The 16,171-nt window shown below is 58.6% G+C and carries 15 protein-coding genes, 1 tRNA gene and 1 pseudogene; 8 read left to right on the top strand and 9 right to left on the bottom strand.

Annotated elements, in window-relative coordinates:
- The coding region (locus tag AXW79_RS01635; protein ID WP_155736670.1) for an IS3 family transposase at positions 1 to 198 on the top strand (198 nt) is incomplete at its 5' end.
- Between the two features lie 187 nt (positions 199 to 385).
- Here AXW79_RS01635 and AXW79_RS01625 read toward each other — a convergent pair.
- The 8 genes from AXW79_RS01625 to lolB form a co-directional block, all read right to left on the bottom strand.
- Positions 386 to 949 carry a helix-turn-helix domain-containing protein gene (locus tag AXW79_RS01625; RefSeq protein WP_005317028.1) on the bottom strand — a complete coding sequence of 188 codons (564 nt, stop codon included), beginning with the start codon at positions 947 to 949 and terminating at the stop codon, positions 386 to 388.
- Positions 950 to 1,020: 71 nt separating this feature from the next.
- Positions 1,021 to 2,112, bottom strand: coding sequence for a redox-regulated ATPase YchF (gene ychF, locus AXW79_RS01620; RefSeq protein ID WP_005317022.1), 1,092 nt, complete (start codon positions 2,110 to 2,112; stop codon positions 1,021 to 1,023).
- Positions 2,113 to 2,283: 171 nt separating this feature from the next.
- Positions 2,284 to 2,880, bottom strand: a complete 597-nt coding sequence (pth, locus tag AXW79_RS01615; RefSeq protein WP_005317021.1) for an aminoacyl-tRNA hydrolase — start codon at positions 2,878 to 2,880, stop codon at positions 2,284 to 2,286.
- A gap of 208 nt (positions 2,881 to 3,088) precedes the next feature.
- Entirely contained in the window at positions 3,089 to 5,077 is a 1,989-nt protein-coding gene (locus AXW79_RS01610; protein ID WP_005317020.1) for a bifunctional metallophosphatase/5'-nucleotidase, read from the bottom strand.
- 101 nt (positions 5,078 to 5,178) lie between these two features.
- Positions 5,179 to 6,126: a ribose-phosphate pyrophosphokinase gene (locus AXW79_RS01605; RefSeq protein ID WP_005317019.1), complete on the bottom strand. Its 948-nt coding sequence runs from the start codon at positions 6,124 to 6,126 to the stop codon at positions 5,179 to 5,181.
- Positions 6,127 to 6,436: 310 nt separating this feature from the next.
- Positions 6,437 to 6,511, bottom strand: a tRNA-Gln gene (locus AXW79_RS01600).
- The gene (gene ispE / locus AXW79_RS01595) at positions 6,491 to 7,360 is read right to left on the bottom strand and encodes a 4-(cytidine 5'-diphospho)-2-C-methyl-D-erythritol kinase (RefSeq protein ID WP_005317018.1); all 870 of its coding nucleotides are present in this window, start codon (positions 7,358 to 7,360) and stop codon (positions 6,491 to 6,493) included. Before ispE ends, AXW79_RS01600 begins: the two co-directional genes overlap by 21 nt.
- Positions 7,361 to 7,386: 26 nt before the next feature.
- On the bottom strand, positions 7,387 to 7,971 hold the full coding sequence (lolB, locus tag AXW79_RS01590) for a lipoprotein insertase outer membrane protein LolB (RefSeq protein ID WP_005317016.1): 585 nt from the start codon (positions 7,969 to 7,971) through the stop codon (positions 7,387 to 7,389).
- Positions 7,972 to 8,091: 120 nt separating this feature from the next.
- Here lolB and hemA point away from each other — a divergent pair, with 120 nt between their 5' ends.
- From hemA to AXW79_RS01555, 7 genes and pseudogenes are all read left to right on the top strand, one after another.
- Positions 8,092 to 9,348, top strand: a complete 1,257-nt coding sequence (gene hemA / locus AXW79_RS01585) for a glutamyl-tRNA reductase (protein ID WP_005317012.1) — start codon at positions 8,092 to 8,094, stop codon at positions 9,346 to 9,348.
- Between the two features lie 53 nt (positions 9,349 to 9,401).
- Positions 9,402 to 10,490, top strand: a complete 1,089-nt coding sequence (gene prfA, locus AXW79_RS01580; protein WP_005317010.1) for a peptide chain release factor 1 — start codon at positions 9,402 to 9,404, stop codon at positions 10,488 to 10,490.
- A 49-nt stretch (positions 10,491 to 10,539) separates the two neighbouring features.
- Entirely contained in the window at positions 10,540 to 11,409 is an 870-nt protein-coding gene (prmC, locus tag AXW79_RS01575) for a peptide chain release factor N(5)-glutamine methyltransferase (RefSeq protein ID WP_005317007.1), read from the top strand.
- Positions 11,410 to 11,453: 44 nt separating this feature from the next.
- Positions 11,454 to 11,837, top strand: a complete 384-nt coding sequence (locus tag AXW79_RS01570; RefSeq protein ID WP_005317005.1) for a SirB2 family protein — start codon at positions 11,454 to 11,456, stop codon at positions 11,835 to 11,837.
- A gap of 11 nt (positions 11,838 to 11,848) precedes the next feature.
- A pseudogene (locus AXW79_RS01565) lies at positions 11,849 to 12,663 on the top strand (SirB1 family protein).
- A 251-nt stretch (positions 12,664 to 12,914) separates the two neighbouring features.
- Positions 12,915 to 13,769, top strand: a complete 855-nt coding sequence (gene kdsA / locus AXW79_RS01560; protein ID WP_005317003.1) for a 3-deoxy-8-phosphooctulonate synthase — start codon at positions 12,915 to 12,917, stop codon at positions 13,767 to 13,769.
- Positions 13,770 to 14,073: 304 nt separating this feature from the next.
- The gene (locus tag AXW79_RS01555) at positions 14,074 to 15,357 is read left to right on the top strand and encodes a dicarboxylate/amino acid:cation symporter (RefSeq protein ID WP_005317001.1); all 1,284 of its coding nucleotides are present in this window, start codon (positions 14,074 to 14,076) and stop codon (positions 15,355 to 15,357) included.
- A 106-nt stretch (positions 15,358 to 15,463) separates the two neighbouring features.
- Here the strand turns inward: AXW79_RS01555 and grcA are convergent, their stop codons facing one another.
- Positions 15,464 to 15,844 carry an autonomous glycyl radical cofactor GrcA gene (gene grcA, locus AXW79_RS01550; protein WP_005316999.1) on the bottom strand — a complete coding sequence of 127 codons (381 nt, stop codon included), beginning with the start codon at positions 15,842 to 15,844 and terminating at the stop codon, positions 15,464 to 15,466.
- Positions 15,845 to 16,171 lie beyond the last annotated feature (327 nt).

Genomic DNA, 16,171 nt, shown 5'->3' with positions numbered 1-16,171 from the left:
GTCGCCGAGAGCTTCTTTCAGTTGCTCAAACGGGAGCGGATCAAGCGCAGGATTTACTCGACAAGAGACGAAGCCCGCAGCGACGTATTTGATTATATCGAAATGTTTTACAACCCAATCAGGCGCCATGGTTCCAATGATGGGCTGTCGCCGGTAGAGTTTGAAAGGCAGTTTATTTGTCAGCAACAGAGTGTCTAGAAAACCAGGGGCGATTCACTCGGGCCTGTCCTCCAGCCCTGCACACGACCAGACCGCTTGTTCACCTTCCGGTACTCACCGCCCAGCAGGATCTCCCACGCGCTCCCATTCTCTCCCAGCACAGGGAATTCCTGGCCCTCGGTTATCCCAAGTCCAGCTTCTACGCATACCAGCTTTTTCTGTCCGTTCATCGTTGTGCCCTCAGCATGTCCTTGAGCTTCTGCAAGGCACTCTGGTTGTGCTCCATCCCGGCCTTCTTACAGGCTTCCCATTCCTCGGGTGTCCTGGTGACGCGCTGGGGGTCGAACATGGCGAACTTACTCACAGAGAACAAAGAGCGAGAGTGATCCTTGTTACTTTGTTTCTGTTTAAAAGAAGTCGAAGACTTTGCCGGACGCTGGGTGCTGGGGGTGCGGAAAGATTGGTTAAAGAGTGCTCTCAGGGCAGATCCCAAGCGATACACGCTGGCAAGGTTCCAGTTGTCGATCTGGTCGTGCTTCCGGTGTTCTGTCTTGATGAACCCAAGGGCTTCTAGGCGGCGTAGGGCGTTGCGGACGGTGCGGGTGGTGCAACCGACAACCTTGGCGATTGAACGAAGGTAGAGGCAAGCAGACCAGCCTTTGGCCTTGTTCATGTGACGTGCGAGGACCAGAGCAACTTCCTTGGTGTAGGAGGTTCCAAAGGTGGACAAGGGGAGCTTGGCTAGGGTTGCGACAATCTGGTCGCTATGTGATAGATTTGGGGCTGTCATCGTTGGTTCAACCTGCTATGAACCTCGTATGCAGCCCTCATTAAGTTACTGATTTTTAATGAATTTCACTGTTACACATTGAACAGGAAGTTCAGTACGTCGCCATCTTTGACGATGTAGTCTTTCCCTTCGGCGCGCATCTTGCCCGCTTCCTTGGCGCCTTGCTCACCCTTGTAGGTGATAAAGTCTTCGAAGGCGATGGTTTGAGCGCGAATAAAGCCTTTTTCAAAGTCGGTGTGGATCTTGCCAGCGGCTTGCGGTGTAGTGGCGCCAACCGGTATGGTCCAGGCACGCACCTCTTTCACCCCGGCGGTGAAGTAGGTCTGCAGCTTGAGCAGCTCGTAACCGGAGCGGATCACACGGTTCAGGCCCGGCTCTTCGATGCCAAGATCTGCCATGAATTCGGCGCGGTCTTCGTCATCGAGCTCGGCGATGTCCGATTCGATGGCGCAGCAGACCACTACGACAACCGCGTTCTCGGCGGCGGCGATTTCACGCACCTTGTCGAGGTAGGGGTTGTTGTCAAAACCGTCTTCTGCCACGTTGGCGATGTACATGGTGGGCTTGAGGGTCAGGAAATTGAGGTGGCTCACGGCCTCCAGCTCATCCTTGTCCAGCTTCATGCCACGGATCATCTGACCGTTTTCCAGTGCGACCCGGATCTTCTCCAGGGTTTCCACTTCCAGCTTGGCATCCTTGTCACCGCCCTTGGCGCGCTTGGACTGGCGATGAATGGCACGCTCGCAGGCGTCCAGATCCGACAGGGCCAACTCGGTGTTGATCACCTCGATATCGTCGGCCGGGGAAACCTTGCCGGCAACGTGAACTATGTTGTCGTCATCGAAGCAGCGTACTACGTGGCCGATGGCTTCGGTTTCACGGATATTGGCCAGGAACTGGTTACCCAGACCTTCGCCCTTGGAGGCACCGGCAACCAGACCTGCGATGTCCACGAATTCCATGGTGGTCGGCACGACGCGCTGGGGATTGATGATGGCCGCCAGCTGGTCGAGACGGGGATCCGGCATGGGAACCACACCCGTGTTCGGCTCAATGGTGCAGAACGGGAAGTTGGCGGCTTCGATGCCGGCCTTGGTCAGCGCATTGAACAGGGTGGATTTACCTACATTGGGCAGGCCCACGATACCGCATTTAAAACCCATGGATTGTTACCTTACTTGATAGATGCTGTGAGGGACGCAGGCGCATCCAGTTATATACTTGCCGGCCTTGACGCTGTGCAAGCGGTTCATGGCCTTGGTCATAGCGTGTTTGAACAGTCTGTCGGTGGCGCAGGTAGACATTCACCCCTGACGTCACCCATCAAACCCTGTTCAGACTTTCTCGGCCTTGAAGCTGTGCAAGCGGTTCATGGCCTTGGTCATGTCTTGTTTGAACAGTATGTCGGTGGCGCGCAAGGATTTATCCAGTGCGGCGTCGATCAGGTTCTGTTCGCTGCTCGGGGCCTTGGTCAGCACGAACCCGGCCACCAGCTCCTTGGCGCCAGGGTGGCCAATCCCGAGACGCAGCCGGAAGAAATTATTGTTATTGCCCATCCTAGCAATGATGTCTTTCAGACCGTTGTGACCTCCGTGGCCGCCGCCCTGCTTGAACTTGGCGATGCCGGGGGGCAGGTCCAGTTCATCGTGGGCCACCAGCATGGCTTCCGGCTCTATCTGGTAGAAACGGGCCAGTGCGGCCACTGCCTTGCCGGAGAGATTCATGTAGGTGTTCGGGATGAGCAGACGCACATCCTGCCCTTCCACCTGAATGCGGGCCGTGTGGCCGAAGAACTTGGGTTCTTCGCGCAGGCTGACATTGTGCCAGCGAGCCAGTTGCTCCACATACCAGGCGCCCGCGTTGTGGCGGGTCTTGGCGTATTCAGGGCCGGGATTGCCCAGACCCACGATCAGTTTGATTTGGTTTGTCACGCTTGATGTCTTCACTCGCTACTTGCAATGGGCAGACCGCCCAAGGCAATGGGACGCGATATTCTAGCCGCCGACTGGCGATCACTCAACCAAAGCTCGGCAACCGTGAGGGAATAACCCTGGTTCGGGTTGCGAATGGCCGCAAAACGGGCCTCTTCTCGAGGCCCGTTCTGGTTAGCCTTACCCTAAGTCTTACCCTAGGGGAGCCTTATTCGGCCCGCAGTAGCGTGACGGTCGGTTCACTCAGTGCCGTCAGAGTCGGCCGCTGCTCTCGCACGTATTGCACGAAGGAAGCCGCATCCGTACCGCAATTGACGACCCTGGCCTGGCAATCGAGCGTTTGACCTCGGGCATAACGGGCGTTCAACTGATCGCCGTTCTGCTCCACTTTCTCGACGGGGAAACCGGTCAGCTTGCCATCCACCCAGGCGAGATCCAGTCGCTCGGCCCGCAGGGACTGGGCGCGAGCCAGCGCCTGCCAGCCGTCGTTGCCGTTGGCGCTGTAGGCGTTCATCACCACTCGATAGCGCTGGTTGTCGACCAAGTCCTGCCACTGTCCTTCGGTCGTCTGCCATTGCAGCTGGGTCAGGTCGCCACGCTTGCCCGCTTCGGTTTCGGTGAAGGTGTAGCGCAGGTGACCGCCGTAGGGGAACTTGCCGGCATGGGCGCTGGCAGGCAGGGTGGCCGTGATGGTCTCGGCCAGCAGGGCGCGCACGTCCGCGCCGCTCAGGGTCAACACGGATAACTGGTTTTTGAATGGCAGCAGGGTGAGCGCCGTATCCCCTTCGCGCAGTTCTCCTGCGGGAAGATCGGCGCGCACGCCGCCCACTGCCAGCAACGCAAAGTGAACCGGGCCACCGGTCAGGGCCTGCACCGCCTGGGTGTTGGCCCAGTAGTATTGGCCTTCGGCCACCAGGGGGGCGACGTCTGAGCCGTGGCTGTCGCTGCCATTGTCACCGGGGCGGCGGGCATTTTGCAGCGGTGCCGGCACAGTGGCGATAACAGGGCCAAAGGCCTGCTCCAGTGCCGGCTTGTAGTGACTGTCGATGATGCCGCGCAGGCGCGGGTCTTCATCCACCGTCACCAGGTTGGGTTGGGCATCGACAAACTTGCTTGCCTGTTTGCCACTCGCTTTGTCCAGCGCCTGCTGGCGGGCAGGGTCGGCGAAGAAGTCGCGGCTGGCCAGCAGCTTGTTTTGACCCTTGCAACCAATGACCCGGCCCTGGCCGTCGAAGCTGACCCAGGCCAGGCCGATGGCCTGGGCATAGGAGCCAGCCTGCACCACGCAGGTCAGGCCAACGCCGTCCGGATTGGTCACCAGCTGGGCGTATTCGCCGGTCTTGCCCCAACCTATGTTGGTAAAATCGCCGAGCAGACTGTGGGAGTGGCCGCCGACGATGGCATCGATGCCATTCACCCTGGACGCCAGCGCCAGATCTCGCTCATTGCCGATGTGGGTCAGGGCGATGACGTGATGGATCCCCTTCTTGCGCAGCATGTCCACTGTGCTCTGGGCCGATTCAACCTCCTTGCCAAAACGCAGTTTGCCTACGTTGGGGGAGATATTGGCCATGTCCTCCAGCACCAGTCCCATCACGGCCACCAGTTGCTTGCCCTGGGGCAGTTTGTTGAGATCGGTAACCGGACTCTTCTGGTTGCCATCGAAGGCATAGACCACGAACGGCTTGAGGTTGGTCGCGTGGCGCAGCGCCGGATCGTCACGGGTGTCCAGGTTGGCGGCCAGCAGAGGGAAGTTGACCCCCTCGATGAAGCGGGCCAGCTTCTGGTTGTCGAGATCGAACTCGTGGTTGCCCAGCGCCATGGCATCGAGACCGAACTGGCTCAGCAGCTCGGCGTTGGCCATCCCCTCGTTGAGTTTGAAGTAGCCGCTGCCCTGCCAGGCATCGCCGCCGTGCAGCAGCAAGAGTGGCTGATTCTTGGCGAGCGCTTCGGCCTGATAGGATTTCACCATGGTGAGCAGGCGCGGATAGCCGCCAAAACGGGTGTAGAGGGTGTCGGTTTCCCCCTGCTTGCCAAAAATGGGTCCCTTCAGCTCGGCGTTGACCGGGTCAAACTGGGAGTGAGTGTCGTTCATGTGCGCCAGGGTCAGTGCGAAGGGCTGGTTTTCTTTGCCGGGCTGACAGGCGAACAGGAAGCTGCAGCAGGCAAGGAGCAGCAGCGGGCGCAAGCGATTCATGGATCAATCCTTAACCTGCGGTGGGGCAGGGCAATACCGGGTGTGACAGGGCTAGAAAGACAAAAACCGCCAGCTGGCGGTTTTTGTCACAACAGTGTCTATCAATGCTCAAACATGGCAGAGATGGACTCTTCGTTACTGATACGACGAATGGCTTCGGCCAGCACGGTTGACAGAGTCAGCTGCTTGACCTTGTCCACCGCCTTCATCTCGGCTGTGAGCGGGATGGAGTCGGTGATGATCAGCTCGTCGATCACTGAGTTCTTGATGTTTTCCACGGCAGAACCGGAGAAGACCGGGTGAGTGGCGTAGGCGAATACACGCTTGGCGCCGCGCTCTTTCAGGGCTTCTGCGGCTTTGCACAGGGTGCCGCCGGTGTCGATCATGTCATCGACGATAATGCAGTCGCGGCCTGCGACGTCACCGATCAGGTGCATGACCTGGGAGACGTTCGGGCGGGGACGACGCTTGTCGATGATGGCGATGTCGGTATCGTCCAGCAGCTTGGCGATGGCACGAGCGCGCACCACACCACCTATGTCCGGCGATACGACGACAGGGGATTCGAGGTTTTTGGACTTCATGTCTTCCAGCAGTACAGGGCTGCCGAACACGTTGTCGACCGGGACGTCGAAGAAGCCCTGGATCTGCTCGGCATGCAGGTCAACGGTCAGCACACGGTCCACACCCACGCTGGAGAGGAAGTCGGCGACAACCTTGGCGGTGATGGGAACACGGGCGGAGCGGACGCGGCGGTCCTGACGGGCATAACCAAAGTAGGGGATAACGGCAGTGATACGGCCAGCTGAAGCACGACGCAGAGCATCCACCATGACGATCAATTCCATCAAATTGTCGTTGGTCGGGGCACAGGTGGATTGAATGATGAAGATATCGCCACCACGTACATTCTCATTGATCTGTACGCTGATCTCGCCGTCGCTAAAGCGACCTACGGCAGCATTGCCGAGTTTGATAAACAGGCGATCTGCGATCTTCTGGGCTAGTTCCGGCGTTGCGTTACCAGCAAACAGCTTCATGTCAGGCACGGTTTGAAACCTCGGGGTTGCATCCAGTATGTGGGGAGTCTGATTCAGACCCGTATCGTTTTGGGGCAAACGATTTATCAAGTTGACGGGTCAGGCCACTATAGGCCGCTTTCAGGCTAGGTGCATATCGTTACATGTTTCAAATCGGATGGCTGTCGCGTTTGGACAGCCCGTCATCAACGAGGCCGATGACCTCTTCGCGATTAACCCGGGGCACTCTGTTGGCGGCAGACCAGCTTGACGAGATTGCGCTCTTTCAAGTTTCGCTGCGGCCAGTCAATCGATGCACCCGTATCAATCACCAAGAGAATGGCTGGGGTACTAGGATTCGAACCTAGGAATGGCGAGATCAAAACCCGCTGCCTTACCGCTTGGCGATATCCCAATCACTGATTTGTTGCAATGTCACGAATAGTGGTGATATGTTCTCGCCCTTGGCGACAAACCCATCCCATCTTTTCGGCACCTTTGCCAACACTTCCCGAGCAGCCTTTTCGTCTTCAAATTGAGCAAAGACGCAGGCTCCTGTGCCCGTCATTCTTGACGGCGCGTATTCTAGCAACCAGCCGAGCGCATTGGCAACCTCGGGGTAGCGCTTTTTCACCAGCAATTCGCAATCGTTTTTCCACTCCCCCTCCAGCAAGTTGTGAAATGCCATTTTCGGGGTCGCTCTGGGCAGGTCCGGATCCTGGAATACGGCGGCCGTTGCCACGTGGCAATCGGGCTTGAGCACCAGATACCAGGCACCCGGCAATTCGACCGGTTGCAGCCGCTCGCCCACCCCTTCTGCAAAGGCGGCGCGTCCGCGCACAAACACCGGCACATCGGCCCCCAGCTGAACGCCAAGTTCTGCCAGTTCATCTTCGCCCAAGCCTGCCTGCCAGAGGTGATTGAGCGCCACGAGCGTGGTGGCTGCATCCGAGGATCCACCGCCGATACCACCGCCCATGGGCAGCAGCTTCTCCAGCCGGATATGGGCCCCCTGCGGGCTGGGCAACCGCGCCTGCAGCAGGCGGGCGGCGCGGATGATGAGGTTCTGCTCATCGGGCACGCCGGGAATGGCCGGGCTCAAGGTGAGCTGGTCCGTGTCCGGCAGTGGCTCGAATTCGAGCCAGTCGCCGTGATCCAGAAAGATGAACAGGGTCTGCAGCTCGTGATAGCCGTCCGGACGACGGCCATTGACATTCAGGAAAAGGTTGAGTTTGGCCGGTGCCGGCCAGCGAATGGTGGCCATTCTTGGCTCCTTGTCAGTCGCAGCCATCAGCGTGCAAGCGTCCATTGGTTGATCTGCAACTTGAGGCGACTGCCTTGGCCCGTCATGGTCAGCAGGTGGGGCAGGCGATAGCCGTCCTGATCCCGGTAGTCGCCATAGACAATCTGCCACTGGCCGTCACGCACACTGGCCAGGCTGCTGTCGGGATTGAGCTCGAATTCGGCCTTGCCCGGCAGTCCCTTGATCCACTCCGGCAGCCCCTGCACCGGAATGTTCCAGCCAGTGAGCTGATAGATGAGCGCCTCGGCATCCTGGCTTTGGTGCGGGTTGCCCTCGTTGTCGATCAGGGTGATCTCGCCATTGCTGCGGGAGAGCTCCAGAATGTGGGTACCGATCAGGCTGGTTAGGTTGAGGCGATAGTCGTCGCCATTTTGCTGCCAGTTGACCCGGGCGCTGCCCTTCTGCTGGACTGTGATGATGGCCATCTTGCCAGACAGCTGCCAGTGGCTGAGCTGCTCGAGACGAGTCCGCTCTTTCTGCCAGTTGACCTGATCCCGCTGGGGCTGGGTGGTGGTACAGCCGGCCAGCAACAGCAGGCAGCCAAAGGTGAAAATACGCAAGAACAAGGTCATGCTCCAGATGAGGGGATTTGCCACAGTATACGGGGCGGCCGTATTGCTTTTAAAGACTTACCCTTTCTCGTACAATTGGCAGCCTTTGCACCCAGTGTATGAAATGATCGTCGCCCACTCATGAGTTTGCTTGCCCTCGGAATCAACCACAACACCGCCAGTGTCGCCTTGCGGGAGCGGGTCGCGTTCGGCCCGGACTGCATCGATCGCGCCTTGCGTGAGCTGGTCACCCAACCCGGCGTAAGCGAGGCGGTGATCGTCTCGACCTGCAACCGCACCGAGCTTTACTGCAGCCTGGAAAAGGGGCAGGGAGAGCAGGTGCTGCACTGGCTGCAACGTTTCCACGGCCTGGATGCGGCCGAAGTGGTATCCGCCATTTACCAGCATCAGGACGAAGAGGCGGTGCGTCACCTGATGCGGGTGGCCTGCGGCCTCGACTCTCTGGTGCTGGGTGAGCCGCAGATCCTGGGGCAGATCAAGCAATCCTATGCCCATGCCCAGCAGTCCGAAGCGGTGAAAGGCTCGCTGGAGCGCCTGTTCCAGAAGTCCTTCTCCGTGGCCAAGCGGGTGCGCACCGATACCGAGATTGGCGCCAGTGCCGTCTCGGTGGCCTTTGCCGCCGTCAGTCTGGGGCGACGCATCTTCTCCGATCTCTCCCAGACCAAGGTGCTGCTGGTCGGTGCCGGCGAGACCATAGAACTGGTGGCCCGCCATCTGCGTGAGCAGAACGTCACCCGCATGATGGTGGCGAATCGCACCCTGCAGCGGGCTCAACTGTTGGCCGAAGAGTTCGGTGCCCAGGTGATGACGCTCGAAGAGATCCCGGATTACCTGCACGAGGCTGACATTGTCATCAGCTCCACCGCCAGCCCCTTGCCCATCATCGGCAAGGGCATGGTGGAGCGCGCTCTCAAGGCCCGCCGTTTCAAGCCCATGTTTCTGGTGGATATCGCAGTGCCGCGGGATATCGAGGCCGAGGTGGACGAGCTCTCCGATGCCTATCTCTACACGGTTGATGACCTGCAGGGCATCATAGAGCAGAACCTGGAGACCCGTAAAAGGGCCGCCGCCGAGGCGGAGATTATCGTGCTGGAAGAGCGCGATGAGTTCATGGGCTGGTATCGCAGTCAGCATTCGGTGGATCTGATCCGCGACTATCGTCATCAGGCCCAGCAGGTGGCCGATGAGGAGTTGCAGCGCGCCTTGCTGTCCCTGCAACAGGGCGAGAATGCCGAACAGGCCCTCAAGGCCATGGCACACCGCCTCACCAACAAGTTGATCCACGCACCGACCCAGGCCTTGCGCCAGGCGGCGGCCCAGGGGGATCACCATCAGTTGTCCCGCCTGCGCCAGGTGCTGGGATTGCCACAAGAGTAATTGTTCGGGGTGGCCAGCTGGCGGCCCCTTCCTCCATCGAGAAAACAAGATTTATGAATCCGTCACTGATCAGAAAGCTGGAAGGCCTCATCGAGCGCCACGAAGAAGTACAGGCCATGCTCGGCGAGCCCGGGGTAGCCTCGGATCAGGATCGCTACCGCGCCCTGACCCGGGAATATGCCCAGCTGGAAGATATCGTTCATGCCTTCCAGCGCTTCCGCCAGGCCGAAGAGAATCTGGAAGCCACCAAGCTGATGCTGGAAGAGGATGATGCCGACCTGCGCGAGATGGCGCAGGAGGAGTTGCCGCTGGCCAAGAGCACGCTGGAGGAGCAGGAGCAGGCGCTGCAGGTGATGCTACTGCCCCGGGATCCCAAGGATGACAACAACTGTTACCTGGAGATCCGTGCCGGTGCCGGTGGTGACGAGGCGGCCATTTTTGCCGGTGACCTGTTTCGCATGTATTCGCGCTACGCCGAGCGTCAGGGCTGGCGTATCTCCATCGTCAGCTGCAACGACGGCGAGCACGGTGGCTACAAGGAGGTGATCGCCAAGGTGGATGGCGAGCACGTCTATGGTCGCCTCAAGTTTGAATCCGGTGGCCATAGGGTGCAGCGAGTGCCCGAGACCGAATCCCAGGGCCGGGTGCACACCTCCGCCTGTACCGTCGCCGTGCTGCCGGAAGTGCCGGAAGCCGAGCAGATCGAGATCAATGCGAACGACCTGAAGATAGATACCTTCCGCGCCTCCGGGGCCGGTGGTCAGCACGTCAACAAGACGGATTCCGCCATCCGCATCACCCACTTGCCTACCGGTCTGGTGGTGGAGTGTCAGGATGAGCGCTCCCAGCACAAGAACCGCGCCAAGGCGATGTCCGTGCTGTCTGCCCGTCTGCAGGCGGCCGAGGATGAGCGCCACCGCGCGGCCGAGCAGAGCACCCGTCGCAACCTGGTGGGTTCCGGCGATCGCTCCGAGCGTATCCGCACCTACAACTATCCGCAGGGTCGCCTCTCGGAGCACCGCATCAACCTCACCCTCTATCGCCTTGGCGAGATCATGGAGGGGGATCTGGACTGCATCATCAGTCCCATGATCCAGGAGTATCAGGCCGATCAGCTCGCCTCCCTGGCGGAAAACAGCTGATGCAGTCCGTTTGTGCAGATATCGCCGTCACGGCGATGGCGTGCCATTGATGCAGATCCAGCAGGCCCGCGCCCACATAATGGCAACCCTGGCCGGGGGGGAGTCTCCCCGCGCCGACGCCGACGTGCTGCTCTGCCATCTGCTCGATTGCCGGCGCAGTTATCTGATGACCTGGCCGGAGCGCGAGCTGGATGCGGCCCAGCAAGACAGGCTGCAAGGGTGGCTCACTCGTCGGCTGGCTGGCGAGCCCATCGCCCATCTGGTAGGGGAACGGGAGTTCTGGTCGCTGCCGCTCAAGGTGAGCCCGGCTACCCTGATCCCGCGTCCCGATACCGAGGTGCTGGTGGAACAGGCGCTGGCACGGCTCCCCCCAAAGCCAGCCTCGCCGGATCAGGCGCCCTGCGCCCTGCTGGATCTGGGCACTGGCACGGGGGCCATCGCATTGGCGCTCAAGTCAGAGCGACCCGATGCCGATGTATGGGCGGTGGATCGGATGCCGGAGGCGGCCGCACTGGCGCGCGACAACAGCGCCGCGCTGGGTTTGCCCATCACGGTACGCGATGGCAGCTGGTTTGAGCCGCTTTGCGATCCGCTCCTGAGTCAGGCCCCACGCTTTGCGATGATCGTTTCCAATCCGCCCTACATAGACGGTGCCGACCCTCATCTGAATAAAGGGGATGTGCGGTTCGAACCTCGTTCAGCCCTGGTCGCCGACGAGCAGGGGCTGGCGGATATCCGCCTCATCGTCGCCGGTGCGCCTGCTCATCTGTGTCCTGGTGGCTGGCTCTTGCTGGAGCATGGCTGGCAGCAGGGCGAGGCGGTGCGTCAACTCCTGCTGCAACAGGGGTTCAGCCGGGTGGAAACCGTGCGCGATTACGGGGATAACGAGCGGGTAACGCTGGGATGCCTGGCTCATTGATGGTGAATGGCGGGCCTGAGCCTGCCTTTGTTCAAGGACACGTTATGTATTTTGCTCTCAAACATCTGCATCTGGTGCTGATCGCCTCGGCCGTGCTGATGTTTATGCTGCGTTTTTACTGGGTGCAGACCGGTTCCGGCCGTGCCTACAGCGACCAAATCATGAAAGTGAGCGGCTGGCTGAACGGGCTGGTGGTGCTCTCCGGCGTGCTGCTGTGCATGGTGCTGGATCTCAATCCACTCAACAACGGCACCCCCTGGCTCAGTGAGAAGCTGACCGCCATCCTGGTGGTGGCGTTTTTGGCCATGATGGCACTGCGACTGGCTTGCAATAACGGTATCCGCTGGTTTGCCTTCCTCGGCGCCATCGGTTGGGTCTTCTTTATCGCCAAACTGGCCGTATACAAGCAGGCTAGTCTGTTCGGTTAAGGATGATGACGATGATACGTGTAGACGAATGGACCGATTTCGAGGCCCACGACATTGCCGAGCTGGCGCTGTCGGTAAGTGACGAGATCCATGGTATCAGTGGCCGCGGTGAGGCCGAGCTGGCCCGTCTCGATGCCTGGCTGGACGAAGCGATTGCCGAGGGCAGTTGTGACGAGGTGCGCCGCCAGCTGTTGCAGGGGTTCTACCAGACCCTGGGTTTTCACGGTGACTGGCAGGATTATTTTTCTGCCGCCAACTCCGATCTCGCCCAGGTCCTTGCCACCAAGCGTGGCATACCGGTTAGCCTCGGCATTCTCATCATACAACTGGGCCGCAAGCTCGGGCTGGATGTGGAGGGGATCTGCTTCCCCGGTCACTTCCTGGTGAGCTTTGCCGGCAGCGAAGGCGAGGTTTATGTGGACCCCTTCACCGGTGACGAGTTGAGCCTGCACCACATGGAGTTGTTGCTGCGCGGTGCCCTTGGCAATCTGGCCACCCTGACCCCTGACCCCTGACCCCTGAACACCTGCAACCCTCGGGCCAGTGGGAGATCATCGAACGGCTGCTCAACGTCAGCAAAGGTGCCCTGCTGCGGGAAGATCGCATGACCGAAGCCCTGCGTTGCAGTGAGCTGCTGCTGCGTATGAAGCCGGGCGATCCCCTTGAGACGCGGGATCGGGGATTCATCTATGAACAGCTCGACTGCCCGCGTTTCGCCGCCGACGATTTTGAATACTTTATTGAACAATGCCCGGACGATCCGGTGGCCGATGTGCTCAAGGTACAACTGGCCGCGCTGGATCTTAGCCCCAAGCCCCTCCATTAAGGATGCCTGGGAACTGAAATATCATGCCCCCCAGCCTCTTCACATTGAGTGATGCCTGGGAACTGAAACAGAAGAATATCAAGGCCGGTGTGCCCAGGGCGCAACGGACCGACTTGGATGCAAGCCCCAGCCTCTTCACATTAAGGATGCCTGGGAACTGAAACAGAAGAATATCAAGGCCGGTGTGCCCAGGGCATAACGGACCGACTTGGATGCAAGCCCCCAGCCTCTTCACTTTAAGGATGCCTGAGATGGAACAGAAGAATATCAAGATCAATGACATCGATGTAGCCAACGACAAACCGTTCGTGCTGTTCGGTGGCATGAACGTGCTGGAATCCCGCGACATGGCGATGGCGGTGTGCGAGAAGTACGTGGAAGTGACCAGCAAGCTTGGCATCCCCTTTGTGTTCAAGGCGAGCTGGGACAAGGCCAATCGCTCCTCCATCCACTCCTACCGGGGTCCTGGCCTGGAAGAGGGGATGAAGATCTTCCAGGAGCTCAAGGCGACCTTCGGCATGCCGGTGATTTCCGATCTGCATGAAGTGCATCAGGCCAAGCCGGTTGCCGAGGTAGTGGATGTCATTCAGCTGCCCGCTTTCCTGGCGCGCCAGACCGATCTGGTGGAGGCCATGGCCCGCACCGGCAACGTCATCAACATCAAGAAACCGCAGTTCCTGAGCCCGAGCCAGATGAAGAACATCACCGACAAGTTCGAGGAGTGCGGCAACGATCAGCTGATCCTGTGCGAGCGCGGTGCCAACTTTGGCTATGACAACCTGGTGGTGGACATGCTGGGTCTGGGCGTGATGAAGAAGAGCACGGGTGGCTATCCGGTGATCTTCGACGTGACCCACTCATTGCAGTGCCGCGATCCGCTGGGGGCTGCCTCGGGTGGTCGTCGGGATCAGGTGACCGAGCTGGCACGTGCCGGCATGGCGGTTGGTCTGGCGGGTCTGTTTATCGAATCCCATCCGGACCCGAAAGTGGCCCGTTGCGATGGCCCGAGTGCCCTGCCGCTGGATAAGCTGGAAGGCTTCCTCAAGCAGATGAAGGCGATCGACGATCTTATCAAGGGCTTCGAGCCACTCGATACTTCCGCCTGATCCACGGCGCCGGTTTCGTGATGCCAAATGCCCCGCCATGCGGGGCATTTTTATATCAAGGATGTTGTCATTGAGGTCTTAAATAAATCACCGACCAAATATATCACGGTTGCCGTGGTGTTAATGATGTTAAATGTGTTGTGTGATTAATGTCTCTTAATTGCTTCTTATAACGTGTGAAAGTGGCGCCGTTACGATGACGAAATAGCATTAAGCTGGCGAGAGAACGATGATCTCTCGTTACGGCTCCCTGCATGCTTATTTCTACCATATGAGATGTCGATTAATTAACAGGACGTTAATAATGCGAAACAAAATATTCAGCAGCCTTTATTTTCAGGTGCTGCTTGCGATCACCCTGGGGGTATTTCTGGGGCACGTCTATCCCGACCTAGGGGCGGATATGAAGCCATTGGGTGATGGCTTCGTTAAATTAATCAAGATGATCATAGCCCCTGTTATTTTCTGTACCGTGGTGACGGGTATCGCCGGCATGGAGAGCATGAAGGCGGTGGGGAAAACCGGCGCCATAGCGCTGCTCTACTTTGAGGTGGTGAGCACCATCGCCCTGGTCATAGGGCTGTGCGTGGTCAACCTGCTGCAACCCGGGGTGGGCATGAACGTGGACCCGGCCACGCTGGATGCCAGCGCCATCTCGGCCTATGCCGAGCAGGCCAAGTCGCAAGGCATCATCGCCTTCCTGCTGGACGTGATCCCGGGCAGCGTGATCGGCGCCTTTGCCAGCGGCAATATTCTCCAGGTATTGCTGTTTGCGGTGCTGTTTGGTTTCTCCCTGCATCATATTGGCGAGAAGGGAAAATTAATCTTCAATGTCATCGACAGCTTCTCCCAGGTTATTTTCGGCATCATCAACATGATCATGCGACTGGCGCCGGTTGGCGCATTCGGGGCGATGGCCTTTACCATTGGAAAATATGGTATTGGCTCGCTGGTGCAGCTGGGACAATTAATCGCCTGCTTCTACGTGACCTGTCTGCTGTTTATCTTCATGGTGCTGGGTAGTATCGCCAGGGCAAATGGTTTCAGCATCTTGCGCTTTATTTCCTATATCAAGGAAGAACTGCTGATCGTGCTGGGGACCTCCTCTTCGGAATCCGTATTGCCGCGCATGCTGGTCAAGATGGAGGCGCTCGGTTGCAAGAAATCGGTGGTGGGGCTGGTGATACCGACCGGTTACTCCTTCAACCTGGATGGCACCTCCATCTATCTGACCATGGCGGCCATCTTCATCGCCCAGGCGACCAACACGCCGCTGGATCTGTTCCAGCAGATCACCCTGCTGGTGGTGCTGCTTATCTCTTCTAAAGGGGCGGCCGGCGTCACGGGCAGTGGTTTCATCGTGCTGGCGGCTACCATCTCTGCGGTGGGGCATCTGCCGCTCGCCGGGTTGGCGCTGATCCTGGGGATAGATCGCTTCATGTCGGAGGCGCGTGCCCTGACCAACCTGATCGGCAACGGGGTGGCCACTGTGGTGGTGGCTCGTTACTGCGATCAGCTCGATGAGCAGCAGATGAACGAGGTGCTCGCCAACCCGGCCGCCGTACAGAAGGTCGACCAGCACGGATAGCTGGGGGCGCGGCCTGCGAGGAGAGGATGGGCAAGCACTGTTTCTTGCCCATAAAAAAACGGCCCGCGTGGGCCGTTTTTCATGGTGCAGATCACCGCAGAGGGAATTACAGGCTCTGGGTAAAGGTGCGGGTGACCACGTCACGCTGCTGTTCCGGGGTCAGTGCATTGAAGCGCACGGCATAGCCGGAAACACGGATGGTCAGCTGCGGATATTTTTCCGGATTGGCGATGGCGTCTTCCAGGGTTTCACGGCGCAGTACGTTGACGTTCAGGTGCTGGCCACCTTCTACGGCAGGTTCAGCTTGAACCGGCAGTTCACGGTATTCGAACTGACCCAGATCAGACAGTTTGACTTCCTGATCGGCGGCGAAGGTGTCGCCCTTGGCGCAGATGCAACGCGCTTGTTGCTTCTCTTCGTCCAGCAGCCAGAAAGAGTTCAGCAAAGCTGTGTTGGCGGACTGGGTGATTTGGATGCCCTTGATCATGGTATGACTCCTCATAGGAAAGCGGATTCAACTGTAAGGAAATTACCCTGATGTATTTAAACCACCGGGATGACTTAAAGGGCCCTTGCCTTACACCTTTACTTCGTTGGGTCATATATACCACGATGGTAATTTTACGAAAATTGATCTAAATCAAGAAATGTGCGTTTTGCGCAGGAGTTAAGGGATTAATTCATTGAGATTAATCAAAAATAGATCATTTTTCTGATTATGTAAGATATCCAAATTATGCATCTTTTATCAATTTAATCTAAATAACTGATCCTAATAGTGTTACACCTTCGCTGTGCCATAGCCATTCCCGGG

It is taken from the genome of Aeromonas salmonicida subsp. salmonicida, assembly GCF_001643305.1.
Taxonomy (GTDB): domain Bacteria; phylum Pseudomonadota; class Gammaproteobacteria; order Enterobacterales; family Aeromonadaceae; genus Aeromonas; species Aeromonas salmonicida.
This window is presented reverse-complemented; position numbering and strand designations above follow the sequence as displayed.